Genomic DNA, 25702 nt, shown 5'->3' on the forward strand with positions numbered 1-25702 from the left:
AACACCTCAGTTCTATTAATCTAGATAAACATCTATCTTTGATACTTTTCCTTCCCGAACAGCTTTTGCATATGATTCTTGCAGCTGCTCGCCATGAATCTCAACCTCTTCGCCCTTGATATGGAGGACATATTTTACTGTCTTGGCACCATTGTCTCCGAAAGTATCTCTCTTTGAAGGGTTATGGTAGGTTACCTGAATTTTGCCCAGCATTGTAAATTGCACCTTGCCCTCTGAATCGAAAAGCCATGAAGGAAGAATCGGCTCGAGCTTCAGTGTCAATCCTTCTTCATTTACCTCGAAAAGTTTTTTCCCCATCATCATCAACTGCCAGATGCTTAAGAACTCTGCCGTTGTTCCACTCAGCCTCGCAACAAATCCTTGTCCATGGAGGCTGGAATCAGGGTTAACACTGCTCGCGATAAAGGAGGAATTCTCCAGTACGCTTCTGCCGTATACTTCCGCATCCATGAATGGAGGCATCGCATAGTTGATATCTTCATAGAACTCATCATACAATCCGGACTTCAGGACACTGAGCAGGTACTTGAATTCCATATGCATGAAGATGGATTCGCGCTCAAGCCATCCAGGAGTGAATGCCCTCGCTCGGCCAATATCAAAGGTTTGGTCTTCAAGAGACCCAGAAGTTTTGTACATTTTCAGCTTAGTGTCGTAAATTTCCGAGTTCCTTACATGCTGATATGTCGACATTGCTGTTTGGTGATCGGCAGTCTTCAGGGCCCTTGCAGGACCTTCAAGGAAATGCGGCAGGACAGACACTTCAAAGCTATTGACCTTGATTAACGGCAAGCCTTTTTTATTCAGTTTTTCATTTCCGCTTTCATCCATAATTTTTTCCCAGTCAACAGCTTCGAAGGAAAAATAGGTTGGGATAAGCCCATTGCCAAGATCTGTCGCTTTTTCGATTCCTGCTTTTGTTTTAAGAAGCATTTGCTTTGCATAAGCAGTTAGCTTTTGTAACTCGATGTTCTTTTCCGTACCTTCAAAGCCATTTTTCACTAACTCGCGATATTTTTCACGGGCCGCCGCAGTTTGATCCCAATAGCTGTAATCATTCAGCTCGCCATTTTCAAATTGATTCAGGAATTCTACAACTGTCTCAGTCAGATCGACTACTTCTGCAGGGAGTGTAACCTCCAACTTACCAGCATCTCCAGAAGCGATGACAAATTCGAGCAGGCGTTTCAGCTCTAATGTCTCACTCATGGCTGATCCGAAAATTCCTGGCAGGCCATTCATGGAATCATTCCAGCCTGGCTTATTCGCTTCCATTTCCACACCCATACCATAAGGATCCAATGTAGAAAATTTCAGCAGTGCAAGCGAGAATAGTTTGCTGTAAAGATTGGATGCAAAGAACTCACCTTCAGGCTTCCTCACCCAATTTGACTCTTTCTGATGCCCAAATTCAGTAATGGCATCGTATTGACGGACCTTGCCATTTGCCAGGACATATTTTTCAGAACGCGGGTTCACAAATACTGGGCTAAGGAAGTATTTGTAGCCATAATCATCAAACAAAAGCTGCGTTTTTTTTTCCGGATACACCTTCAAATAGTTTTCAACCAGGTCAAGATTGTACGTCCAGTGGTCCATCCAGTAGCCTTCTCCAAACTCAGCTTCAATGTTCTGGGAGCTCCTTGAAAGGACTTTTTTCAGGAAATCCGGAAGTGACGAGGCAAGCTGAATATCGCTATCCGAGATCGTTTGAAGTAAATCGCCTGGTGTATAGGTTCCGCTCAGCTTCTTTTTAATGAATTCAGCATCCTTTTGCAGAGGAACCAGATCATCCAGCCATCCCCAATCAGACTGATCTTTTAATTCAAAGCTTGCTCCTTTTACAACGAGCGGATTATAGCCATCCGCCTGGATCAGGCTCATGAACAGCTTGATATTGTAGTCTCTCGTCTCAGGATGGAAAAAGACATCATTCCTGCGGTTCTGGTTCACATCACGGAAGTTTCCGTTCCCCTGCGAGAAGAATTCAGGCGCAAGCGAGAAAAAGTTATAATCCCGCTCTAAATCCCCGTGCTTGCGGGAAAAAACATAATAAGTAAATGCTGAATCATCAGTCTCCAATTCAATTGGAAAGCCGCCGCGCAGCACATTATCAAGGTAGCTTTGGTTTACATAGGCATCGAATAGCGGTGAAGCTGTCTTTGTTTCAATATCCTTCGTTATCTCTGTAACAAGACTTTGAGCTTCTTCGTATTTTCTTTGCATATATCCAGCAGCTAGAATGTCACCTGCTTTTTCATTGATAATTTCGATGTCCTTGACATGACCGATTAGAGTATGGAAGCTCAGCTTTCCACCCTGTTCAAGTACTCTGCCCATACCGGAGAAACCGGAAGGAACCTTATTTGAGGTTACGGGCTCAGCTGCTATTAACTCATCAATAGACGATTTTTCAAACTCATCCGGATAAGACAGTGAACTGTTCGAACCAAAAATCAGTTCCGCGTCAACGATTGGCTTGATCAGCTGACCTTCATCATCAAAGCTTAAATAAAAGTGTCCCTTGGAAACCTCTTCTACTTCCGCGGAATCATTCGTAGATGAACGTACTCGATAGTATGGGATACTATTTTCAAGATTGAATACATCCATCCAGCTCTTCAGCGTATTCCCAACTGCTTTATAGGCAGCGTCATCAATTCCGAACGGGATAATCGCAGGCAGCCCATCAATGATCTCAAATTCAAGTGGACCCTCAGAAAGGTTTTCAACTTCCACCTTTCTTGCGAGAGCACCAAAGTTCTCATTCGGAAGCGTGAAATACGTTACAACTGTTTTCACGCCATATTGATGGTTGATTTCTTCCAGCTTCATTTCATTTTCTTTTATATACATCGTTCTCTTTCGGTCTTTCTTGCTTCCATATGAAGAAAACGGCTCAAAAACGGTATTTCCATTCAGCTTGATGAATGTGCGGAAACCATTTGTTCCTACTCGCTGATATGCCTGGTTTGCCGGGGAAAATTCAGTTATAGCATGATTTTTATCCTGCACACCGAAGCTGACAATTCCCTGCCCACGGTTAACGTAAAACGCCCATATTGGTATACCGTATAAACCTGCCAGTCCAGGAAGGAAGCTTGAGAATGTTTTTGCCTGGTCGAATTCCTGTATTACAAGATATTGATTATCATCAAAGCGGTATCTTTCCATTATTGATCACTCCGAAGTCATTGGATTTAGATAGAACGGTTCCTGATAATTTCTGCATAACGGTAACCGCTATCTTTAAGGATTCTTTCCTGAGTTTCAAAATCAACATAAGTAATTCCAAAACGTTTGTCGTAGCCAAATGCCCATTCGAAATTATCGAGCAATGACCATAGATAATATCCAGCGATGTTCATGCCCTCTTCATTAAGCTCGGCAACTGCCTGAATATGCTTTTCTACATAATCCTGTCTGTCAGAATCATGGACACGATGGTCATCTGATACGTGATCATCAAACGCCGAACCATTTTCGGTAATATAGATTGGCAGATTCGTATATTCCTTGCGCAAGCGGTGTATCAGCTCTTTAAATTCAGCCGGTGATATATCCCAGCCCATTCCGGTCTTCGGATAATCCGAGTATGCACTCTTGAACAGGAAGTCCGATGCTGCATTGAATTCAACAAGACTTCGATTATAATAGTTGATTCCAAAGAAATCACATTCTACTGAAATCTTCTCCAAGTCGCCTTCCTGGATAAAATCAAAAGAATGAACATATTTGGAGAACAAATTCATCATGTCAACCGGATAATGACCCTTAAGCACAGGATCCAGGAACCACCTGTTTGTGTAGCCATCCGCATTATTGGCAGCCAGCTGGTCATTTGCAGAATTGCTTGCCGCGTACATCGGTGACAGGTTCAGCGTGATTCCGATCGGAGTTGTGGAAGCAAATTTCCCTTTAAGCAAGGAAACCGCCTCACCATGGGACAGAAGCATATGGTGGACAGCTTTCAGCGCCTCTTCCATATTGGTATGGCCTGGCGCATGGACTCCCTGATGGTAACCGAGGAAACCGGCGCACCATGGCTCATTATGAGTGATCCACATCTCGACATGCTCATCAAGTTCCTCAAAGCATTTCTCTGCATACTCGATAAACCAATTGACGGATTCTCTGTTTGTCCAGCCGCCTTTTTCATGTGCCCACATTGGCAAATCCCAATGATAAAGAGTCACCGCTGGCTTTATTCCGTTTTCGATCAGGCCTGTTATAAGCTTCTTATAAAAATTCATCCCTGCTTCGTTATACTTGCCCTGCTCTGGGAAAATCCTTGGCCAGGCAATCGAGAAACGATAGGAGTCCACACCAAGTGTCTTTAAAATTTCAATATCCTTCTCATATAAATGGTAATGGTCACACGCGACATCCCCGTTATCCATATTGAAGACCTTGCCGGGAGTGCGTGAAAATGTATCCCAAATGGAAAGGCTCCTGCCGTCTTCTTTATACGCCCCTTCAATCTGGTAGGAGGATGTAGCCGTTCCGAAAATAAAATCTCTTGAAAATCTAGTCATCTATTTCTCACCTCAAATGTTATTGGTTTTCTCTCTTGTAAACTTTGATGTAATCAACTGCCATCCTCTGAGGAAACTGGGTTGTTTCATCAGGGTACCCCGGCCACTTTCCCCCAACAGCAAGATTCAGCTGGAGGTAAAATTCTCGGTCAAAAGGTGCAAAACCAGGCTGCTGTTCCTCTGATTCCGAAGCCTTGCTGAACCATTCAGTCTGCCTTGCATACAGGACATCGTCCAAATACCATCTGAATTCGCCTGGTTCCCAATCAAGGGTGAAGACATGGAAATCATCAGAGAATTTTTTACTGTCAGGAAGCGTATAATTTTCACCTGTATATGTGTGAGGCATGCCGTAATGCAGCGTTCCATAAACCGTACCAGGCTGATGGCCGATCAGCTCCATGATGTCAATTTCCCCGCAGGCAGGCCATCCAGTATACTTTTCCATATCCTCTGGCATCATCCAGATTGCTGGCCAGATTCCCTGGCCTTCAGGCAATTTCGCCCGAATCGAAAATCTTCCGTATGTCCAGGCCGCCTTGCCTCTGGTCGTCAATTTAGCGGATGTATAATCCATCCCGTTGTAATCTTCATTCCTGGCCTCAAGAACGAGCATGCCATTTTCGATTCGCGCGTTTTCTTTCCGTCTTGTATAGTACTGGGATTCTTCATTCCCGAACCCAGTGCCGGCCTCAACAAAATTCCATTGGTTTTCATCTATTTCAGGAAGACTAAAGTTCTCTTCCCAAACTAACTTCCATTCTGCTTCAGATTTTGAAAGCGTCATCATTTCTTTGTGTAATTTCCCATGATTCTTTGAATCCACCTAAACTCCCCCTTCTGAAAAACTGAATGCTTTGAACAAAACATATCTCAATTCCTATTCTACCTTTGACAGCCAGGCATCTTGAGATAGAGAATTTTGTTTAGGGTGTCAATATTTTAGAAGAGCGTAAAATCCTATGAAAACACTTCCAAAAAAAACCTTAAAATAAAAAAAGAGAGCCAATTCAGCTCTCTTCATCCATTCATTTCCCGATATTCTTTTGGGGAAATACCTTCGACTTCCCGGAACACTCTTGCAAACTGTTTTGGGTTCTTGTAGCCGACCATCTCACTGATTTCCAGTATTTTAAAATCTGTCTCCTTCAACAGCCGCTTTGCACTGTCTACTCTGACCATTTTCAGATAGTCAACGAAGTTTTGTCCAATATACTCCTTGAACATATGGCTGAAATAGGAGTAATTCAATGAAATGTAATTGGCAACTACGGCTAAATTCAAATCCTTATGGTAATTTTCCCTTATATACGCAATCGCCCTGTCCATGTACTTTTGCTCTGAATACACTGCTTTTACCTGTTTATTGTATTCATGGATTCTCATCAGCAAATCCTCGAGGGCATGGAAGTATTCATGGAAATTGTCAAAGTTGTAGATATTGTCGATCTTATTTAAAAGCTCAAACGTGACAAGAGATTCTTCCCCCAACCTCTTGAAAAAGCCTTTGAAAATCGTCTCATTGATTTCCTCGTTAAGGTTTTCAAGATAATCGATGCTACTGTGGGCAATGACATCAAAATCCATAACCTGTCTAAGGTTATCTTTAATTTCCTTTTCACGTTCAGTCCCCAGCATATTGGAAATTTTATTGATCAGGTCTGCCGGAAGAGAGGCTACTTCTGGTTTCTCTTTAACATTCTCATATAAAATGATCTGGCGACGCGGATAAAGGAAATGATACTTGATCGCTGTGGCTGCCTGACCATAAGTTTGTTTAAACTCTCTTATATCCTGTGCCTTTTCGCTAATTCCAATGGTGAAAATCGAATGCCTGTCTCGGCCAAGCTGTTCTTTCAGAATGGAGAATTGCTCAAAATCTGCTGAAATGATGGTCACCCGGCCGTCTTTATCAAGGAAGGGAATACTGCCACTGCTGGAATAGAGCAGCTGATTAATCTTATTAAGAAAGTCCTCTCCATCGATATCTCCATCCACCTGGATGATTCCAACGTAGTATCCATCCGGATAAGATTCTATTTTCATTTTCTTATAAAGATCTTCTACAACTTCCTGTTGAATATTAGGATTGAGCAAAATGTAATTCAGTTGGCTGGCACGATAGTCATCCATATGCTGGTAGGTCATTTTCTGGCTGTTTTCCAGTTCTTCTATGATGGTATTCAAAGTTTTGAATAGCTCTGTGCGGTTTACCGGCTTCAATAAGTAATCTTTTACCTTATGTTTGATCGCTTCCTTGGCATACGTGAAATCATCGTATCCGCTGAGGATTACAATCGATGGTTTTATTTCTTCCTGCTGTTGGAGTTCCCTGATTAATTGAATACCATCCATCCTTGGCATTTTAATATCAGTGATCACGATATCCGGTTTATTCTCGAATATACCGTCAAGAGCTTCCTGTCCATCTGAAGCGATGAATGTTTCAAAATCTGGATATTCCCGCTTGATCATTGCCTGTATACCCAACCTGATATTTTTCTCATCATCTGCTATAAGAACTTTATACACTTCGGCTGCCTCCTTTCATGATTTTACTAGGCAGTTTTACCGTCACCATTGTGAATGCACCTTTCTCACTTGCAACAAACACTCCATACTCCGGCCCATAGTAAAGCTGGATTCTTTCATTCACATTATGGATACCTATTCCATTTCCACCTTTAGAACCAGAATTTTGATATTCCGCGCCTGTTTGAATGGATAAGTTGAGCGATTCACACTCTTCATTTGTCATCCCCACACCATTATCTTTTATCTCAATGATGATATGGTCCTCTGAACATCTAGCATTCACCTGCAGGTTACCTTCATTTTTCTGGTCGTTAGGAATAATCCCATGTTTAATTGCATTCTCAACGATCGGCTGCAGTGACATCTTCAGAACTTCCTGGTCATACAGTTCATGGGGGACATCAATGTTCAAGGTTAGCAAGCCATCCAAACGCAGATTCATAATCTCCACATAGTTCTTTATATAATTCAGCTCTTCATCAAGTACTACAAAGTCATTCTTCCATTTAAGATTGTAGCGCATCATTTCGCCAAGGGAGGTCACGGCATCAGAAATAGGATACTGTCCTTCTATTTCTGCCATCATCTTGATGTTTTCCAATGTGTTGTAAAGGAAGTGAGAATCAATTTGGGTTTTCAACGCCTTTAATTCAGTTTCTTTTGCTGTTGCCTGCTTGTTGACAGCTTCAGCGATCAATCCATTCATTTTACCAAGGAGACTTTTAAAATGAAATGCCAGCTCCGAAATCTCATCTTGCCCACCAATTTCAACATCAACAGAAAAGTCGCCCTGTTCTACCCGCTTCATTGAATCTTTCAATTTGTACATTTTTTTCAGGAGCAATAAAACAAGTACATAGGTGACAAAAGAAAGAATAATAACAAGAAAGATAATTCCGCTAAAAATGACATTCCTCGTCTTCGCCGTTTCCGCATATAGACCTTCAAGCGAAATGACATTCAGCAGATAGGCATCCAAATCATCAATATAAGCAGTGATGACAAGATAAGGTGTTTCATTGTTTTCGAATTGAAAACTGCCGGTGCCTTCGTGTTTTGATTTGTTGAATTTAAGTTTGAGTTCTTCAGTATCAATTCCCTCATCTTCAAAATAGGTGTGATGGAAATTCCTGATCATGTTGTTATCCTTATCAATGACGACATAGACCGAATCAGGATCCTGCACCGTTCCGAACATCTTAGGGAAAAAGTTTTTAAGGAACATATTGATTTCGATGATGCCTAAATGTTCATCCTTAGGGTAATCCAATTCCCGCAACAATGAGATTTTCGCTGTGTTTTGCGATGGCAGTCTCTCAAGAACATCCTCTGTCTGCTGATCGAACCACCAAACTTCCATCCCGTTCCTGTTGATGACCTCTTCTCTCCATGGCTTATCCATGATTCGATCTTCTTTAAAGAGAATCGGCCACATTTCGGTTATATATGGATTGGTGGTATACAGGCGAATATTTTCAATCGCTGGGTTATTGGCCTGCAGCCTGGTCACATTCGACAGCTCATTCATTCTGAAATCAATCAACTGATCAATATTTGCTTCGTTTCTGCTTTTCACAAAATCAATGAATTCTATGTCCGAAACGACCATTTGGGCCGTTCGTCTCATTGATTCAATATTGTTTTTTATATGGATTTTCTCGATTTCAAGAGCATTTTCACTTTTAATCCTGATTTCATTGATCGCTCTGTCATACACGTTACTGGAATAAATAGAAATGAAAATAATAATAGGAATAATGATAATAATGATATATAAGGCAATCAGCTTTTGCTGCAAGGAAAGTCGATTTAACCATGATGCAGCTTCGTTAATTGTTTTTTGAAAATTCATATTTTCACATCCATTTTTTCCGCATAAAAAAATTATAAATTATATTCAATATTAATATTGTGGTAAAGTGTTTCAATTTGATGAAATTATGTTGTGTAATCCATCGCAGTGATACGTGCCTGTATGCAAAAAGAGGAATAGACTGCCCCCTCAAGAAATTTAATTCTAGAAGGAACAGTCTTTCCATAGTTATTTATTTTGCTGCATCAAGTTTCTCTTTGTTCTTTTCATAAATTCCTTGCTGATACTTTTCAACTTTTTCATAGCCATAAGAATCACGTTTCTTCAGGAATCCTTCAAAGATTTTATCGAACTCTTTATCGGATTTTGCTAAAAGAAGCTTAGGAAGAGTTTTGCCCCATTCCTGTGCAATTTTGCTTGCTGCTACACCTTCTGCAGAAGTTCCAGTCGGGCTGATGCCGTCGAATTCAGCATAGCTGACTGTCTTTCCTTTTGTCCAATCTTCCATTTGCTTGAAAGGTTCAGAAGCAGGAGGTGCCCACGCAAGGCTCATGTTTGTATCCATCAGCATCCAATATTTGAATGATGCGCCATACTGCTGGTCAAAAGCTGCACGGTCTTTGTTCAATAGATCAAGTACTTCTGGCTTGAATTCTGGCTTACCGTTCACCATATCATACGTTTCGCCTTCTTTACCCATGTAAAGGTCCATTTGTCCTTCTTCACTGATCATGTAAGTCAGGAATTGAATCGCTCTTTCTTTATCTTTTACATCTTTAGAAATCAAAGTAACTGTCCAGCCTGAGATGCTGTCACCTGCTAGTGCTGGCCCATCTCCATTTGAGTTCGCTGGTCCGTCAACTGCGATATACACGGAATTAGGATCTTTTGCATACAATGCGTGCTGTTGTGCTGCAAGGTCACTGCGCTGGTAAAGCATTGCGAAGTAACGGCCTTGTGAAATTTTCTCTTCCATTTGTGGACGCTTATCGATAAAGATATCTTTTGCAAGAAGTCCTTTGTCATTTGCTTCTCTGAAGGTCTTTAACCATGCAAGATACTCAGGATCCTGGCTGCGGTCATAAACCTTTCCGTCTTTTTCCATAGGGATGTTCAGGAAGTTTTGAAGATAGCCTTCAAGAGAAGTATTACCTACATCAGTGAACTCATTCAAACCGAATGGAATCAATGGTGCACCGTTCACTTCTGGGAATTCCTTCTTAGCAGCTTCAAGAGCCTTCAAGAATCCTTCTGGAGTGCTCATATCAGGGCTGCCGATCGCTTCATACATATCCTTTCTTACAAGGAATGTCTGGTTAGATGGCTTAAGGTCTTTATACTTGTCAAAATCCTTTGGTGAAGAAGAAGCATTCGGGTAACCATACGTATTGCCATCTTCTTGCTTATACCATTCGATTTTTGCTCCATCTGCTACTTTATAAAAATATGGATCATATTGATCTGCAAGTTCATTTAATGGAAGGACAAGCTCGCCTTCGATCATCTTCTTAACTGCATCTTCCCACCAGCCGATTGTGATGAAATCAGGAAGCTTTCCAGATGCGATCATTGTGTTCATTTTTTCTGCTTCGTTACCTGCTGGTGAGATGAAGTTAACTGACACACCAGTTTTATCGGTTACATATTTGGAAACAGCATCGTCACCCCATTTATGCGCGAACCAAGAAAAGTTAACATACCAATCAAACGTAATAGGTTCTTTATTGGATTGCCAGCCAGGAGCATCAGCTGTTGCCTTTGGTTTGTCTGCGTCCTTTTCATCGGAAGCGTTTTCATTTGTCTTGCTGGAACAGCCTGAAAATAGTGCTAAAACCAATGACAGAACAAGCAATAGTGAAAAGCCTTTGGAAAAGAATTTTCTCCTCATTTTTTGACCCTCTCTCTTTTGTGTTATTTTGGGCCACATTACTAAATGTACACTGCTTTAAAAGAGCGGGAAAGGCTTTTTTCCTAAGTACCAGCCTTTCCCAAGGTCAGAAGGGGGTATCCTTCATGTATAAAGCAGGACATATCAATAATGAAGCCAGGATTATTTAAATTTCTTCTATGAAGAAAAATTTAAATCGAAGTTTAGTAGATCAACCTTTTACTGATCCAATCAGCATTCCTTTTACAAAGTACTTTTGCAGGAATGGATACACTAGCATGATTGGAAGTGTTGTAACAACCATCGTAGCCAATTTGATAGACTGGGATGTTACTGTCTTCGTGGCAATCGATCCTGCTGCATTCGTCATCATCTGGTTTGAGCTTGACTCAGCAACTACTTTGTATAAATAGGTCTGGATCGGCTGCAGGTCTGGATTATTCACAAAGATGACCCCGGCAAAGTAGTCGTTCCACTGATAGACTCCCTGGAACAATGCAATGGTTGCAATAACCGGCATTGAAAGCGGGATGATTACTCTGATAAAAATCATAAAGTCATTTGCGCCGTCAATTTTTGCTGCTTCTTCCAGAGACGTTGGCAGTTCCCTGAAGAATGATACAAAAATGATTAAGTGGAAGAAGTTAAACATTGTCGGAATGATATATACAAGGAAGTTATCAAACAATCCTAGATCTCTGATTAACAGGAAGTAAGGAATCAATCCGCCGCTGAAAAACATTGTGATGACACCGACCAGCATGTAGAAGTTCCTGCCGTAAAGGTCACGTCTTGAAATCGCATACGCAACCATGGCGGTGAAAAATACATGGGTGATAGTCCCGATAACCGTTTTGGCAATTGTCACGCCAAATGATGTGACAATACCCGGAGTCTCAAAAACAGCCTTGTAGTTTTCTAAAGTAAACTCTCGCGGCCACCAGTAAATCCCGCCTCTCATGGCGTCCACACCATCATTCAATGAATTGACGAGTACATACCAGATTGGGTAGATCGTAATGGCACAGATAAAGAGCATGATCAGAATGTTAATGTTGTCAAAGATGTATTCGCTTGTTGTTCGCCGGTTCCGTTTAAAAAGCTTAAACACAACCTCACCCCCTTAGAATAAAGATGTTCCATTCAGTTTCTTCACAATCTTGTTAGCAGACAGGAGCAGGATAAAGGCAATGATCGCTTTTAATAAACCGACTGCTGTTGCGTAAGAGTAGCGTGCATTCTGAAGTCCCATTTGGTAAACGTAAATGTCAATTACATTACTTGCGCTTTCATTCAATGAGTTACGCAAAATCAAGATTTGGTCGAAGTTTGAATTCAAGACACCGCTTACAGCAAGGATGAAAAGAATTGTGATTGTCGGGCGAATCGACGGCAATGTGACATGCCACATCTTTTGGAAACGATTTGCTCCGTCAATTGTTGATGACTCGTACAGCTCTGGTGATACGCCAGCGATTGCTGCAAGATAAATGATTGCTGACCAACCAAGTTCTTTCCATATATCCGAGAGAATGACGATTGCCCAGAAGTTATCAGGTGAAGCAAGGAAATTCGTACGTTCACTGATTAACCCTAAACCTAGCAGGATATCATTTAAGACACCGATATCTGCCAGCCATGTTGTCAAAATCCCTCCAAGTACAACCCATGAAATGAAGTGAGGCAAGTAAGAGATCGTTTGAACCGCTTTCTTGAGCTTCATTGATGTAAGTTCATTCAGCAAAAGAGCAAAAATGATTGGAAGCGGGAACCCGATAATTAATTTAATCAAGCTGATTCCCAGTGTATTTTTCAGGACGATCCAGAAGTTCTCATCCTGCAGGAATTCCTTAAACTGCATCAATCCTACCCAAGGTGCTTCTGAGATAGTTTTGATAATGCTGTATTCCTTGAATGCGATGATCAACCCGTACATCGGGATATAGTTGAAGATGAACATCCACACTACACCGAGAAGCGCCATCGTCTGCAAATACTTTTGAGAAATGATTGTCTTTTTGATTTTTTTGTATTTTTCTTTTTTTGTAGGCTCTACCATTATGGTGTCACTGACTTGTTGTTCGACTGGCTGTTGAATCTTGACTTCCATTTCTTCACCACCTTAGTTGCTTTGTCTTTCTTGTACCTTAATCATAAAAAAAAGGGCTTACATTTATAAGCCATGGAATTTTGCTTATGGTACCAATTTTTTAGTTTTAGGTTTATTGAACAAAATATTGATACCATCGTGTTGGTATCGTTTACATTATAAGAAGGAATTCGTGGAAGCCAGATACCAGTTGAGCTTTTGCATAATCCGAAATGTTAAGTTGTCTCCTATGTAGTGGACATTTTTGTAAAGCTTCTTTTCAAGCTTTCCAGCTTATACTTTCGAATAAAAAAAACCTGCGTAATAGACTTTTATATGTGTCTACTACACAGGATTTGCAGCTTTATCATATTTATCAACCCTCAAAACTTAGAGCATTCGGAAGGATCGGCTGTATAAACATGACAGCCCGCTGCCACTCGTTCCACCATGCCAGAGAATTGGCCGTAAAGGAAGCTATTCTTCCTCGCCATTCCTACCGTTCTTAATGGTATGGAAACTGTAACACCTTCAGGGAAGTTCTGAATTCCTATCCCGATCTCAAGTGCGATTGCCCCCCATCAACGATTCTGAAAGAAAGCCGGCAACCATAAAAATTTTCAATACGGTCACTCTACATGGCTCAATGTAAATCCTAGATTCTGAACTTACTCACAGTGTCTTGTAACCCTTCAGCCATGGTTGATAAATTGTTTGCTGCTGCTGATATTTCTTCCATTGATGCTAGTTGCTCTTCTGCTGAAGCTGCTACGCTTTGGCTATGCATGGAAGATTCTTTGGAAATCGTTGTTATACCTGTAACAGTTGCAGCCACCTCTTGGGTACTTGCGGACATTTGTTGTGTAGTCGCTGCCATTTCATCAATTTGTTCTCCCATTTCCGACATTGACTGCAGAATTTCTTTGAAATTATCTTGGGTCTTCGTTACAATTCCTAAGCCATTTTGGACCTCTTGTTTTACTAGTTCCATTGAGCCATTAGAACGTTCCATATGGCTTTGGATTTGCTTGATTAAATCTGATATTTCAGAGGAAGAGTCCTGGGATTGCTCTGCAAGTTTTCGAACTTCGTCTGCAACGACCGCGAACCCTTTGCCATGCTCGCCAGCTCTGGCAGCTTCAATGGCTGCGTTCAACGCTAAAAGATTCGTCTGGTTAGCAATCTCTGTTATCACTTTGGATATATCTCCAATTTGCTTGGATTTTTCATTCAATAATTTAATCACATCACTCGTTTCATTGACAGTGGAATGAATCATATTCATTTGTTGGGAGGTTTCGCTAACAAAATCTCCTCCCTGTTTGGCGCGGTCACTTGCTATTGATCCAGATTCAGAAATGGATGATGACGTTTCAGCAATATTTGAAATACCTAATGCCAACTCTTCTAATGCTCTTGCAGTCTCTTCAACACTTTGCGTCTGGTTATCTGAACCATTGGCAATTTGCTGTATGGCTTCTGTTATTTGTTCCGTGGCCTTACTCGTTTGTTCGGCTCCGGCCGTCAGCTCTTCAGATGAGGATGCGACTTGTTCCGAAGTTTCCATTACTATCTTAATCATACTGCTTAAGTTTGCTTTCATATTGTTATAACTTGATGCAAGATCACTTAATTCGTCGCCTGCATTATCGACAACGACCGCCGTAAAATTACCCTCGCCCGCATTTTCCAACGCATTGCTGATGTCTTCCAAACGTTTCTTCAATTTTCTAGTGAAAATTAAAACAACTAAAGAAGCAATGATCATTACTGAAACGATGACAATGATAAATACAGTTAAAAATGAAGACATGATTTTGTCAATAATTTCTTGAGATGCTCCTACATAAAGAATACCAACCTTCTCTCCACTGTTATTCTTAATCGGCATGTAGGCAGTTTGATAATTCTTACCAGCGACCACGGCTTCTCCATAAAAATTTTTGCCCTCTTTGAGAACTACATCAGCTACTTTTTGCGATACTTTCGTCCCTACTGCTCTCTCTCCATTAACTATTACATTTGTTGCGATTCTTGTATCACCCTGAAAGATGGTTACCGTATCACCTGTTTCAGCGCCAATCAAATCTACTAATTCATAATTTTCGTTAAGCAATTGATTTCCTTTATATAATTTACCGCTTTTGATCTCCCAATCACCTGTGAATTTGCTGTCAATGAGTTGATTGCTCATTGCCAAGTCACCTTTCGCTTTTTCAATTGCAAATGACTTGATTCCATCAGTTACTTTACTTATAACCACAGTTCCTATAATGAGAGAAAGTAATATGACAATACTTATAACGATTAAATTGATTTTTGTCCCTAATTTTAGCCTTAAATTTTTCTTGCTAGTTCTCATCTGTTGCCTCTCCCTTGAAGTTCATTATTAATATGTACAGATATACAGAGTTTCCTTATTGGTTTCCATTTGATATGTATCGTTCCTTAAAATTTTCAATATCTTTCAAGGACAAAAGCATTTCCTCAATATTTAGAATTGATATGATCCGGTCTCCTTCTAGCACAACCCCATCGACAAAATTGCTTTCATTTACGATTTTAACTGGGCTGACTGTGCCAATATGTAGATCAATGATTTCATTTGTGTTCTCAACCATCAGTGCAATCGTTACCCCCTCAATATCCAGTAAAATGTATCGAGCCTCTTCATCTACATTTATCTTCTGGTTGTAGAGAACTTGATTACTGTCTATTACCGGGATAATTTCCCCTCTAATATTGGCAATGCCAACTATATATTCAGATGACTTAGGGATACTGGTTGTCTCACGTTTCTTTTCAATCGATATTACTTTCCGAAGGTCCACTCCGAATACTGCATCATTTGCTTTAAATAGTATGAATGTTTTTTTCATGATTTCTCTCCCTTAGGTGCATATATCATCCATTATGTTTATCCAGATTAATATTTGATGGAAAAGCTCATCGAAGGTTGGTCACAACCTGTGTGGCTTCGAAATATAATAACCTTGCACAGCAGGTATGCCTAACCGGCAAGCAGCGATTAAATCTTCCTTTTTTTCAATTCCTTCGAGAACAACTACCGAATCTTCAGTTGAGTCAGCAAGGAAGGCTTCGATATTTTTTTGTTTTTCTTTGGACTTTGACAAATTTTCGGAACAAGATCGGTCTAGTTTCGTAAAATGCGGTTTAATCTTCCTAATCTTGCTCAATGAAATGGGAGTAAGTGGTAAATCATCCAGGGCAATCAGCAACCCCGTATTTTTTAATAACAATATTCCGTTCACAAATTCTTTTTTATCCCAATACTTGTCTTCAAATGAATCCTCATTGATTTCAAAAACCACTCTTCCCTTTAACATAGGGAACTTCTTGACTAACCCCTCTATAAATTCAGGAAACATAGGGTGAATGATAGTCGAAGGAAAAATATTAACAAAAAGCAAATACTCTTCCCAGTAATAAAGAGGATATTCTCTTATTGAGTTCAGGATAGAAGCTGTATCTAATTCATACAGCAGCCCTTCTTCTCTTCCATGTTTAAAAACTAGGAGAGGATTAATACTTGGTTCGGTTCGCAACAAGGCTTCATAAGCAAAAATGGCTTCAGTTTCTGTGTTCCATAGAGGCTGGTACTCATTGTACAATGAACCTGTTGTTATGAGGCTTGAAATATCCATTACGCACTCCATCAATTCATGCTCCTTACTTTTTGTATGATGCCAAAATACTACCAAGTCGAAAATGGGCATAAAAAAAAACACTTCTATTGAATTTGTATTCAATGAAAGGAGTGTTTTAGCTTTTAGCAGGATCGCTGCTCAAATTCTAAGATTCCTAAGGTAACAGCTAAAAGAAATGTTAGCAAGCAACAGGTGCCCTGTTCTCCACCATACATAATCTTTTAGAATATGAAACTTTCGAACTATCAATAACTGAAGTATATACAGGATAATTTAAACTTTCAATGATTTTTTTTGAAAAAATGTAAAAAACTTTCACTTTAGAGTATTATAATTACCAATAATTACACTTTGGTAGTACAATTTAACTATTCTTTATTTCAGGAGTAAATATGAAAACACAAATACCTAGGCATAATAATATTGGAGAAAAGATCAGAGAGAAAAGAAAAGAACTGAGAATGACATTAGGTGAATTGGCCAACGGAATATGCTCAGTAGGCAAATTAAGTAATATTGAAAATGGACATACACCAGTTTCAACTATCGACCTAAAAAAATTCAGCGATAAACTCGAAACACCAATTAGTTATTTTTCTGATCCCTTCATCAGTGACAAAATCCAGGATCTTGACTACCAGAAGCAAAAAATAAAAGATTTAATATATTTTAAGCAATGGGATATAGTCGTTATTGAACTTGAGGCATTTAAAAGAAAAATAGATTCTTATCAAATTACAAGCAGAGAGATTGACTATGATTTTCTTTCCGGAATTTATTATCTGGAGACAAACCAATTGTATCTATCAGAAAAATTTTTGACTCATGTTATGGAATTAAAAGAAACCAACAATTATTCATTACGCCTGAAGCTAAAAGCCTATAATGCAGCTGCTAATCTTTTTTTTACTCAAAAAAAGATAACGAAAAGCATACAAATGCTTGAAAAGGCTTTGGAACTTTCTAGAGAAAGCCCTACCATTACGAAGGAGGAGAGAGACAATATTTATTTCAACCTTTCAATCCTTAATCTGTGTGCAGGAGCGTATTTTAAAGCATTACAAAGTGTAAATAATGTGAGCCATTATTTAATTGATAACCATGAAACAGAATACATCCAAATCCTGATCAGATTACTTGAAAACTCACCATTAAGTGATGTTAGAAAAGATTTACTCAAGCTTAGGGAAAAATTACAGCAAAAGAAGGACAAGGAAGGTATAATCCGTGGATGGGCTTTAACACTCTATACAAGTATGACTTATTATCCTTCTTCGGATCTATTTGATACACTAAAACAGCAATTTTGGGAGGACATGGGAGTCATCAGCCAAATGGATGAATATAAAGAAACAGCATTACCTCTATTTCAACTGGCACTTTTCGTTTCCATTACAAATAATTACAATTTATATTTTTCACAGGATTTAGTCAATAAAACAAAGGAGCTGCTCTTAAATACAGCGCACAAACTAAACACAGCCAGAAATTATTATCTTGAAGGAAAATTCCATACTGAATACCTATCCAGCAAAGATACGGCGTTAAATCTATTTCAGCAGGCGCTGGATGCATTAGATAACGAATACAATGGCCTATTAAAAGCTGATATCCTTTTCGAAATTTCTAAATTAAAATCGATAAAAAATGATGCAATGCTCGCTTTGGAATTGTACCATGGCCATTTTAAAAACCAGTTTTTATTTACTCATTTTGATGAGTTAATCTTGCCAACCTTTAAATATTAAAAAGCAATACCTCATCCGAAGTTTTCTGAATGGATTTTCACAGCAAAAAGGGATACTCTAATAAAATAATTCAAATGATTTGGGAAGGGATAAACATGATTGCAAAAACAGAGGAAGATTTTAACGGCTTGAAAGAAATAGGCAGGATTGTCGGCTTGATACGTGATGAATTGGTCCAAAAGACCGTGCCTGGGATCACCACCATGGAACTTGATGAAATCGCGGGTGCCATGTTTGAGCAGCATGGTGCGATTTCTGCGCCAAAGGGTGAGTACAATTTCCCGGGGTACACATGCATCAGTGTGAATGAAGAGGTGGCCCATGGAATTCCGGGGAGCCGCGTCATCAAAGAAGGCGATATTGTGAATATCGACGTTTCCGGTTCGAAAAATGGATATTTCGCTGATACTGGAATCTCATTTGTTGTTGGCGAAGCTGATCCGATTTTAACAAAGATTTGCGAAACAGCTGTCGAGGCCTTTGAAGCAGGATTGAAAAAAGCGAAACCAGGTTCGAAGAAAAGCGGACTAGGAAAGGCCGTTATCGCCACTGCGAGAAAGAATGACCTGACAGTGATCAAGAATTTGACCGGACACGGGATTGGCCGGACAATCCATGAAGCACCCGATCATATCTACAACTATAATGAGCCATGGGATGACGAGCTTTTAAAAGAAGGAATGGTCATCGCTTTCGAGCCATTCATTTCAACTCGCGAGGAAGAAGTCTTCCAAAATGAAAACGACGAATGGACATATGTAACTGAAAACAGCTTTGTCGCTCAATGTGAGCATACGATTATCCTTACGAAAACTGGGCCGATTGTCATTACCAGATAGAGCTTTTTCTCGATAGAAACCCTTGCTGCTGCAGGGGTTTCTATTTTGTTGCATGTTCCCTGTCACCTTTCATACTATATTCCTATTTTTCGTATTGCTAAAAAAATTAAGCGAAAATGATTGACACTTTTTCTATGACGAAGTAAAGTAATAAACAAGATTTACAACTCAATATTCGTTACTTCTTATCAAGAGAGGTTGAGGGACTGGCCCTATGACACCTCGGCAGCGGACTCCTTTGGAGGACTGTGCCAAATCCAGCAAGCATGAGCTTGACAGATAAGAAGAGGCTGACTTTTAATTTGATGTCCTCTTCTTTCTGAAGGGGACTTTTTGCTTTTCCAAATATCCCCACTCATAATTTCATAACGATACTTTCTTATCAAGAGAGGCGGAGGGACTGGCCCTATGAAGCCTCGGCAGCGGACTCACATTGAGGACTGTGCCAAATCCAGCAAGCAAGAGCTTGGGAGATAAGAAGAGATATTGTCCAGCAATCGTTGCGGCATGACCTCTTCCTGTTTCCGGGAAGAGGTTTTTTTATGCATCTAAAAGGAGGAGAACAATTGATTAGGTTTGAGAAAGTTGAAAAAGTTTATGAAAGCCGCGGGAATAAGGTAGCGGCACTGAATGGAATTGACCTGGAAATCAAAGAAGGAGAGATATTCGGAGTCATTGGTTTTAGCGGTGCAGGAAAAAGCTCTCTGATACGCTGTGTGAATCTGTTGGAACGGCCAACAACCGGACGGGTGATTGTGGATGGCTGCGATATGACCTCCCTTTCAGTAAAAGAAGTCAGGGAGGTAAAAAAGAATATCGGCATGGTATTCCAGCATTTCAATCTTTTAAACTCGAAAACTGTTTTTGATAATGTCGCAATGCCGCTCATTCTCGCAAAACTTCCAAAAGCCAAAATTAAAGAGCGGGTCCATGAGCTCCTCGACTTTGTCGGCCTGGCGGATAAAGCAGACAATTATCCAGACCAGCTTTCGGGCGGCCAGAAGCAGCGAATCGGAATTGCCCGGGCTCTGGCAACCCAGCCGAAAATCCTGCTCTGTGACGAAGCGACATCTGCCCTTGATCCGCAGACGACCAGTTCGATCTTGCAGCTTTTGAAAAAAATCAACAAGGAGTACAATATTACGATTTTAATCATTACCCATGAAATGTCCGTCATCAGGGAAATTTGCGACAGAGTTGCTGTCATCGAGGATGGCAGAATCATCGAAGAAGACACTGTCTTTAGTGTTTTTTCAGCTCCTAAAACAGAAACAGCAAGAAATTTCGTCAGCACCATCATGAATGACAGCATTCCCGATTCCGTGTACAGGATTATTGAAGGAAATTCAGGGCTGCATAAGGTTTTCCGGATCAACTTTGTCGGTGAGTCAGCCGGTCAGCCACTTCTTTCCCAGCTTTCTAAGAAATACGATATCAATGTCAATGTTCTCTTCGGCAATATCACAGAGCTTCAGGGTATACCTTTCGGAAACCTGATTGTCGAGTTCCAGGGCAGTGATAAAGAAATTTTGAGGGCTCTTAATTTTATCGATCAACAAAAAGTAAGCATAAAGGAAGTGACAGCACATGCTAGTTAACTCAGAGCAAATCATTCAGGCCTTAATTGAAACACTGCAAATGGTTGCGTTCTCGCTCCTATTTTCGGCAATCCTCGGAGTGCCGCTGGGAATTGCGCTTGTGGTCACAAGGAAAGGCCATTTACTAGAGAACGCACCTGTTTTCAATGTACTCAACAGCGTCATCAACGTATTTCGGTCAGTGCCATTCATCATCCTGCTGGTCGCAATCATCCCGCTGACCCGGCTGATTGTTGGCACGTCAATTGGTACAGCCGCAGCTGTCGTCCCGCTCGTCTTCTATGCAGGTCCATATATTGCCAGATTGGTAGAGAATTCCCTGCTAGAAGTAGATCCCGGCGTGATTGAGGCAGCCGAAGCAATGGGAGCCACTCCCTGGCAGATTGTTTTCAAATTCATTCTTCCCGAAGCGATGAGCTCGCTGATCCTTGCTTTTACGATTGCAACTGTTGGATTGATCGGCGCTTCAGCAATGGCCGGGGCAATCGGCGGCGGCGGACTGGGCGACCTGGCAATTACATATGGCTATCAGCGTTTTGATACCCAGACAATGTTCATCACAGTTGGCATCTTGATTGTAATGGTACAGGGACTTCAATCCCTTGGAAATATATCAGCTAAAAAAATCAGAAGAAGATAACCAGGAGGAAACCAAAATGAAAAAACTTTTATTAGCATTGATTGTACTTAGTCTAGCAGTAATCAGCACGGCGTGTGCAAGCTCTTCATCATCCGCGAAAGGCGGAGAAACTGCCAAAGTGAAACTTGGAGTTAGCGGCACCGATCATCGAGTATGGGATTTTGTCGCCAAAAAGGCAGAAAAAGAAGGAATTGAAGTCGAAATCGTCACTTTCTCTGATTATGTCCAGCCGAACCTGGCCCTTGCTGAAGGTGAATTGGATGCCAACTCATTTCAGACCGTTTCCTATTTTGACGCTTTTATCAAGGAACATAATCTTGACCTTGTTCCAATCGCAACCACACAGATTGCACCAATGGGTATTTATTCAGACAAATACAAAGACGTGAAAGATATCCCTGAAGGCGGGAAGATTGCCCTTGCAAATGAAGCTACGAACATGGGCAGAGGACTTCTTTTACTTCAGGAAGCTGGGTTGATCAAGCTTGAGGACGGCTTCGATGGAATTGGCTCCCTCGATAAAATCGTTGAGAATCCAAAGAATCTTGAACTTGTTACGCTTGTTGCCGGCCAGACTCCAAGGGTAATGCCGGATGTAGCAGCATCCATTATCAACAACGGAATCGCAGTCGATGCAGGACTTACACCAAAGAAGGATGCGATCTTCCTTGAGAGTGCAACTGCCACTCCATATATCAACATCATCGCTGTCCGGGAAGAAGATAAAGACAATGAAACTTTGAAAAGATTGGCTGAACTTTACCAGCAGGATGACACAAAGGAGTTCATCGAGAAAGAGTACAAAGGAAATACGCTTCCTACCTTTGTGCCGCTTAGTGAGATTGGGTGGTAATAAGACATCTGCCAAACTGTGACCGTAATTACGGGAACTTCCCTTTTACGGTCACAGTCCCCTCCTTTCTGCGACCGAATACTCTTTTAGAACACATCATCGAGCGTGCAGCAGTAACAAGAAGCTTATTTCCAGCCCTAAAAAAATGCATAAGTTAGATAAGTATCATCCATTTAAATAGAACTCAAGGAGGAATCAGGATGACAACACCAGTAAAAGCACTTAAAGAGTTAAAGGAAATTATTACAGGTAACGTTGAGCTTAATAAGGAGCTGTACTTAGTAACCAGCCATGAAATCCATGAAAGACCGGAAATCGGTAATGAAGAATTTTTCGCCTCTGCCAGGCTTATCAAGATTTTAGAGGATGAGGGTTTTGAGATTGAAAGAGCGGTAGCTGGACACGAAACCTCCTTTGTTGCACGGAAAAAGTCTGAAAAAGATGGACCATCAATCGCCTTTCTGGCAGAATATGATGCTCTTCCGGGGTTAGGCCATGCTTGCGGCCATAACATCATTGGCACGACAAGTGTTGCCGCAGCCATTGCGTTAAGCAAAGTGCTGGATGAAACTGGCGGTGAAGCAGTCGTTTTTGGAACACCTGCCGAGGAGGGCGGACCAAACGGAAGCGCTAAAGGAAGTTTTGTAAAGCATGGCCTAGTTGAGGGAATCGATGCGGCATTGATGCTGCACCCCTCAGGACAAACAAGGTTGACTACGTCTTCCCTTGCTGTTGATCCACTCGACTTTGAATTTATCGGCAAACCAGCCCATGCAGCCGCATCGCCTCATGAAGGAATCAATGCATTGGATGCGGTCATCCAGCTATTCAATGGCATCAATGCATTGAGACAGCAGTTGACAGATGACGTCCGAATCCACGGAATCATCACCCATGGAGGTGATGCACCGAACATCATTCCTGAATACGCAAAAGCACGATTCTTCATCCGAGCTGCAACACGAAGTGGTTTAAATGAAGTGACCAGCCGCGTTAAAGCAGTCGCTGAGGGAGCAGCCCTGGCAACTGGTGCTGAACTGAATATTATTGCCTTCCAAAATGAAGTTGACAATCTTCTATTGAATGATCGATATAATGAGGTTTTTAAAAGTGTTATCGAAGACCTTGGGGAGACAGTTGCAACTGATGAAAGGGATGGAATTGGCTCAACCGATGCCGGCAATATCAGCCAGGTCGTGCCAACCATTCACCCTTATATCAAAATTGGACCGGATAATCTCGTTGCCCATACTGTTCCGTTCCGGGAAGCAGCCGCTTCTCATCAGGGGGATGAAGCTTTGCTTAAAGGGGCAAAAGCACTCGCTTTGACAGCTTTTCAATTAATTACAGACCAGGAGTTATTAAAAGATATAAAAGCAGAGTTCGAGGTTAGAAAAGCTGCGGAAAATAATTAGTATTCATTTACTTCATATAAGAACCCTTGCACCAACGCAAGGGTTCTTATTTAATGCTCGAAGTCAGCTATCCTAATTGAGAGTCAGACTGGCACTGAGTTTAAACAAATAAACAGAACCAAGTCTACTTCTGTTCTTTTGATAATGCCATACTGATTAAGAAGTCAATTGCTTCCATTTCTTCTCTTGTCAAATAACGTCCCAATTCCGGATTCTTCAAAATGGCTTCTGCTTGTTCGATCGTCATATGATTCTCTCCTGAACTAAAATTTTCCCTTCTATACTATCGGATGAGAAGAGCAGTTTTTTAACAGCCAGTAACATTTCAAATTTACGGTGTGAATAACCAAATTCCCTGAAGAAAGCCCTCGATGGATTTGGAAGCCAAACTGCTTTCCTTCTATTCGAAAAATACTAAAAACTTAATTGACTTGTGAAGAGTTAGTATATATAGTAGTGTGTATTATTCTTCTTTTGAGAAAGATTTCAATCTCTTGTGATAGATTGAACAAGTCTTAACTATCTTTCCAATGCTTGGGATTTCCTTCCCTGCTTCAAAGGATTTATGGAATTTCTCCTGATCCACCTGAAGAAGTGCTTAACCAGAATTCACAACATCAAGAAGAGGAGACAAGTGTATATGCAGCAAAAAATTTCGTTTTCAACTTATGCCCTGATTGGGACCATGCTATTCGGAATGTACTTTGGAGCGGGGAATTTGATTTTCCCTATTCAACTAGGACAGCTGGCAGGCACGAACTTCTGGCCTGCATTGATTGGCTTCCTTGTAACAGCCATCGGCCTCCCCTTTTTAGGCATATTGGCGATTGGACTTTCGGGAAGCACTGGCCTGCGTGATTTAGCCAGCAGAGTGCATCCTGTTTTCGGCATTGGCTTTGCCGCCGTCCTTTATTTGACGATCGGACCCTTTTTCGCGATTCCACGGACTGCGACTGTCCCGTTCGTTGTGGGTTTTGAACCCTACATTGCTCCAGGACAAGCAGGTTTGTGGCTGGGGATTTTCAGTTTCTTTTTCTTTGCCATCGTTTACTTTTTCTCACTGCATCCTGCGAAGGTGATGGACTACATTGGAAAATATCTGACCCCTGCTTTTCTCGTTTTTTTATTTATATTAATTGGGATCTCAGTAATGAAGCCAATGGGCAGCTTTGGGGACCCGAGCGGTGCTTATGAAAATTTAGCTTTTATCACAGGATTCAAAGAGGGCTATAATACAATGGATGCCCTCGCTTCCCTGGCATTCGGGATTGTTGTCATCAATGCCATTAAAGGGCAAGGAATTACCACCACGAAGGAAATTGCCAGCGCTACATTGAAATCCGGCATCTTCGCAATGTCCTTGATGATGCTGATATATGGACTTATAACGTATATGGGGGCATCCAGCGTATTAACGATCGGAACATTCGAGAATGGCGGACAAATTTTTTCTGCAGTCGCCAAACACTATTTCGGGCCCTACGGTGCAATCTTGCTAGCTATCATTATTGTACTGGCATGTTTAAAAACAAGCATTGGGTTAATCACAGCATGCAGCGAGTTTTTTCATGATCTATTGCCAAAGGTTTCATATCAAAGGTTTGTGCTTCTTCTTTGCATCGTTTCTTTCACAATCGCAAACTTTGGTCTGAATAATATCATCCAATTTGCTGTACCAGTTTTAATGTTCCTGTACCCATTAGCGATCATTCTTATCTTATTAACTCTGATATCGCCGCTTTTCGGAAATAAGCAAAGCGTATACGCTGCTTCAATGGCGATGACATTCTTTGTGAGTTTCATTGATGGCTATAGCGCTTTGGTCGCGAATCTGCCAATTATCGATATTTCATTATTCAACTCTGTCACGTCACTATACATGGACCATCTTCCTCTATACGATATCGGGCTTGGATGGCTCATTCCCGCATTCATCGGGGCTATAATGGGCTATATTTTACCTAAATTGCATTTACCAGTGAAAAAATACCAAAAAGAACTGTAGATTACTCTGCAGTTCTTTTTTTCGTGGTTTTTAATAAACAAATTTTTAAAAAATC

At 40.9% G+C, this 25702-nt stretch carries 19 protein-coding genes, 1 pseudogene and 2 riboswitches; of the genes and pseudogenes, 7 read left to right on the forward strand and 13 right to left on the reverse strand.

Annotated features, from left to right (window positions below; all coding sequences use genetic code 11):
* Nucleotides 1-15: 15 nt before the first annotated feature.
* The 12 genes and pseudogenes from J7I80_RS12970 to J7I80_RS13020 form a co-directional block, all read right to left on the reverse strand.
* Entirely contained in the window at nucleotides 16-3195 is a 3180-nt protein-coding gene (locus J7I80_RS12970) for a cellobiose phosphorylase (RefSeq protein WP_214738776.1), read from the reverse strand.
* Between the two features lie 26 nt (nucleotides 3196-3221).
* The gene (locus J7I80_RS12975) at nucleotides 3222-4556 is read right to left on the reverse strand and encodes a GH1 family beta-glucosidase (protein WP_214738777.1); all 1335 of its coding nucleotides are present in this window, start codon (nucleotides 4554-4556) and stop codon (nucleotides 3222-3224) included.
* Nucleotides 4557-4575: 19 nt separating this feature from the next.
* Nucleotides 4576-5382, reverse strand: coding sequence for a glycoside hydrolase family 16 protein (locus J7I80_RS12980; protein WP_353050107.1), 807 nt, complete (start codon nucleotides 5380-5382; stop codon nucleotides 4576-4578).
* 194 nt (nucleotides 5383-5576) lie between these two features.
* Nucleotides 5577-7088 (reverse strand): response regulator, encoded by a 1512-nt coding sequence (locus J7I80_RS23675; RefSeq protein ID WP_214738778.1) that lies wholly within the window; start codon nucleotides 7086-7088, stop codon nucleotides 5577-5579.
* Complete coding sequence (locus J7I80_RS12990; RefSeq protein ID WP_214738779.1) at nucleotides 7081-8943, reverse strand: sensor histidine kinase; 1863 nt, start codon at nucleotides 8941-8943, stop codon at nucleotides 7081-7083. Before J7I80_RS12990 ends, J7I80_RS23675 begins: the two co-directional genes overlap by 8 nt.
* A gap of 193 nt (nucleotides 8944-9136) precedes the next feature.
* On the reverse strand, nucleotides 9137-10792 hold the full coding sequence (locus J7I80_RS12995) for a type 2 periplasmic-binding domain-containing protein (RefSeq protein WP_214738780.1): 1656 nt from the start codon (nucleotides 10790-10792) through the stop codon (nucleotides 9137-9139).
* 211 nt (nucleotides 10793-11003) lie between these two features.
* A complete protein-coding gene (locus tag J7I80_RS13000) occupies nucleotides 11004-11831 on the reverse strand; it encodes a carbohydrate ABC transporter permease (RefSeq protein WP_214738915.1) in 828 nt (275 codons plus the stop codon).
* Nucleotides 11832-11915: 84 nt separating this feature from the next.
* Nucleotides 11916-12851: an ABC transporter permease gene (locus J7I80_RS13005; RefSeq protein ID WP_225650232.1), complete on the reverse strand. Its 936-nt coding sequence runs from the start codon at nucleotides 12849-12851 to the stop codon at nucleotides 11916-11918.
* A gap of 415 nt (nucleotides 12852-13266) precedes the next feature.
* A pseudogene (locus J7I80_RS23320) lies at nucleotides 13267-13459 on the reverse strand (ZIP family metal transporter); the annotation flags it as partial.
* Nucleotides 13460-13536: 77 nt separating this feature from the next.
* Nucleotides 13537-15243, reverse strand: coding sequence for a methyl-accepting chemotaxis protein (locus tag J7I80_RS13010; RefSeq protein WP_214738781.1), 1707 nt, complete (start codon nucleotides 15241-15243; stop codon nucleotides 13537-13539).
* Between the two features lie 55 nt (nucleotides 15244-15298).
* Nucleotides 15299-15760: a chemotaxis protein CheW gene (locus tag J7I80_RS13015; RefSeq protein ID WP_214738782.1), complete on the reverse strand. Its 462-nt coding sequence runs from the start codon at nucleotides 15758-15760 to the stop codon at nucleotides 15299-15301.
* Nucleotides 15761-15841: 81 nt separating this feature from the next.
* The gene (locus J7I80_RS13020) at nucleotides 15842-16546 is read right to left on the reverse strand and encodes an EAL domain-containing protein (protein WP_214738783.1); all 705 of its coding nucleotides are present in this window, start codon (nucleotides 16544-16546) and stop codon (nucleotides 15842-15844) included.
* Between the two features lie 395 nt (nucleotides 16547-16941).
* On the opposite strand from J7I80_RS13020, the gene J7I80_RS13025 reads away from it, so the two are divergent.
* From J7I80_RS13025 to J7I80_RS13050, 6 genes are all read left to right on the forward strand, one after another.
* Nucleotides 16942-18297, forward strand: a complete 1356-nt coding sequence (locus J7I80_RS13025) for a helix-turn-helix transcriptional regulator (RefSeq protein WP_214738784.1) — start codon at nucleotides 16942-16944, stop codon at nucleotides 18295-18297.
* A 95-nt stretch (nucleotides 18298-18392) separates the two neighbouring features.
* A complete protein-coding gene (gene map, locus J7I80_RS13030) occupies nucleotides 18393-19136 on the forward strand; it encodes a type I methionyl aminopeptidase (protein WP_214738785.1) in 744 nt (247 codons plus the stop codon).
* Between the two features lie 182 nt (nucleotides 19137-19318).
* Nucleotides 19319-19422, forward strand: a riboswitch (SAM riboswitch).
* A 90-nt stretch (nucleotides 19423-19512) separates the two neighbouring features.
* Nucleotides 19513-19616: riboswitch (SAM riboswitch) on the forward strand.
* Nucleotides 19617-19678: 62 nt separating this feature from the next.
* Nucleotides 19679-20734, forward strand: a complete 1056-nt coding sequence (locus J7I80_RS13035; RefSeq protein ID WP_483297702.1) for a methionine ABC transporter ATP-binding protein — start codon at nucleotides 19679-19681, stop codon at nucleotides 20732-20734.
* Nucleotides 20724-21374, forward strand: a complete 651-nt coding sequence (locus J7I80_RS13040; protein ID WP_214738787.1) for a methionine ABC transporter permease — start codon at nucleotides 20724-20726, stop codon at nucleotides 21372-21374. Before J7I80_RS13035 ends, J7I80_RS13040 begins: the two co-directional genes overlap by 11 nt.
* Before the next feature lie 16 nt (nucleotides 21375-21390).
* On the forward strand, nucleotides 21391-22227 hold the full coding sequence (locus tag J7I80_RS13045) for a MetQ/NlpA family ABC transporter substrate-binding protein (protein WP_214738788.1): 837 nt from the start codon (nucleotides 21391-21393) through the stop codon (nucleotides 22225-22227).
* A gap of 200 nt (nucleotides 22228-22427) precedes the next feature.
* A complete protein-coding gene (locus J7I80_RS13050; RefSeq protein WP_214738789.1) occupies nucleotides 22428-23642 on the forward strand; it encodes a M20 family metallopeptidase in 1215 nt (404 codons plus the stop codon).
* A gap of 124 nt (nucleotides 23643-23766) precedes the next feature.
* Here the strand turns inward: J7I80_RS13050 and J7I80_RS23510 are convergent, their stop codons facing one another.
* Nucleotides 23767-23889, reverse strand: coding sequence for a hypothetical protein (locus J7I80_RS23510; protein WP_285289143.1), 123 nt, complete (start codon nucleotides 23887-23889; stop codon nucleotides 23767-23769).
* 393 nt (nucleotides 23890-24282) lie between these two features.
* Here J7I80_RS23510 and brnQ point away from each other — a divergent pair, with 393 nt between their 5' ends.
* Entirely contained in the window at nucleotides 24283-25647 is a 1365-nt protein-coding gene (gene brnQ / locus J7I80_RS13055; RefSeq protein ID WP_214738790.1) for a branched-chain amino acid transport system II carrier protein, read from the forward strand.
* Nucleotides 25648-25702 lie beyond the last annotated feature (55 nt).

The sequence above is a fragment of the Bacillus sp. ISL-41 genome, assembly GCF_018613235.1.
Taxonomy (GTDB): Bacteria; Bacillota; Bacilli; order Bacillales; family Cytobacillaceae; genus Mesobacillus.

What these genes read in the sequence shown, in the direction of transcription:
- J7I80_RS12970 (WP_214738776.1), bottom strand. Translation starts at nt 3,195, where the DNA reads ATGGAAAGATACCGCTTTGATGATAATCAATATCTTGTAATACAGGAA.
- J7I80_RS12975 (WP_214738777.1), bottom strand. Translation starts at nt 4,556, where the DNA reads ATGACTAGATTTTCAAGAGATTTTATTTTCGGAACGGCTACATCCTCC.
- J7I80_RS12990 (WP_214738779.1), bottom strand. Translation starts at nt 8,943, where the DNA reads ATGAATTTTCAAAAAACAATTAACGAAGCTGCATCATGGTTAAATCGA.
- J7I80_RS12995 (WP_214738780.1), bottom strand. Translation starts at nt 10,792, where the DNA reads ATGAGGAGAAAATTCTTTTCCAAAGGCTTTTCACTATTGCTTGTTCTG.
- J7I80_RS13000 (WP_214738915.1), bottom strand. Translation starts at nt 11,831, where the DNA reads ATGCTCTTTATCTGTGCCATTACGATCTACCCAATCTGGTATGTACTC.
- J7I80_RS13005 (WP_225650232.1), bottom strand. Translation starts at nt 12,851, where the DNA reads ATGGTAGAGCCTACAAAAAAAGAAAAATACAAAAAAATCAAAAAGACA.
- J7I80_RS13010 (WP_214738781.1), bottom strand. Translation starts at nt 15,243, where the DNA reads ATGAGAACTAGCAAGAAAAATTTAAGGCTAAAATTAGGGACAAAAATC.
- J7I80_RS13015 (WP_214738782.1), bottom strand. Translation starts at nt 15,760, where the DNA reads ATGAAAAAAACATTCATACTATTTAAAGCAAATGATGCAGTATTCGGA.
- J7I80_RS13020 (WP_214738783.1), bottom strand. Translation starts at nt 16,546, where the DNA reads ATGGATATTTCAAGCCTCATAACAACAGGTTCATTGTACAATGAGTAC.
- J7I80_RS13025 (WP_214738784.1), top strand. Translation starts at nt 16,942, where the DNA reads ATGAAAACACAAATACCTAGGCATAATAATATTGGAGAAAAGATCAGA.
- map (WP_214738785.1), top strand. Translation starts at nt 18,393, where the DNA reads ATGATTGCAAAAACAGAGGAAGATTTTAACGGCTTGAAAGAAATAGGC.
- J7I80_RS13035 (WP_483297702.1), top strand. Translation starts at nt 19,679, where the DNA reads ATGCATCTAAAAGGAGGAGAACAATTGATTAGGTTTGAGAAAGTTGAA.
- J7I80_RS13040 (WP_214738787.1), top strand. Translation starts at nt 20,724, where the DNA reads ATGCTAGTTAACTCAGAGCAAATCATTCAGGCCTTAATTGAAACACTG.
- J7I80_RS13045 (WP_214738788.1), top strand. Translation starts at nt 21,391, where the DNA reads ATGAAAAAACTTTTATTAGCATTGATTGTACTTAGTCTAGCAGTAATC.
- J7I80_RS13050 (WP_214738789.1), top strand. Translation starts at nt 22,428, where the DNA reads ATGACAACACCAGTAAAAGCACTTAAAGAGTTAAAGGAAATTATTACA.
- J7I80_RS23510 (WP_285289143.1), bottom strand. Translation starts at nt 23,889, where the DNA reads ATGACGATCGAACAAGCAGAAGCCATTTTGAAGAATCCGGAATTGGGA.
- brnQ (WP_214738790.1), top strand. Translation starts at nt 24,283, where the DNA reads ATGCAGCAAAAAATTTCGTTTTCAACTTATGCCCTGATTGGGACCATG.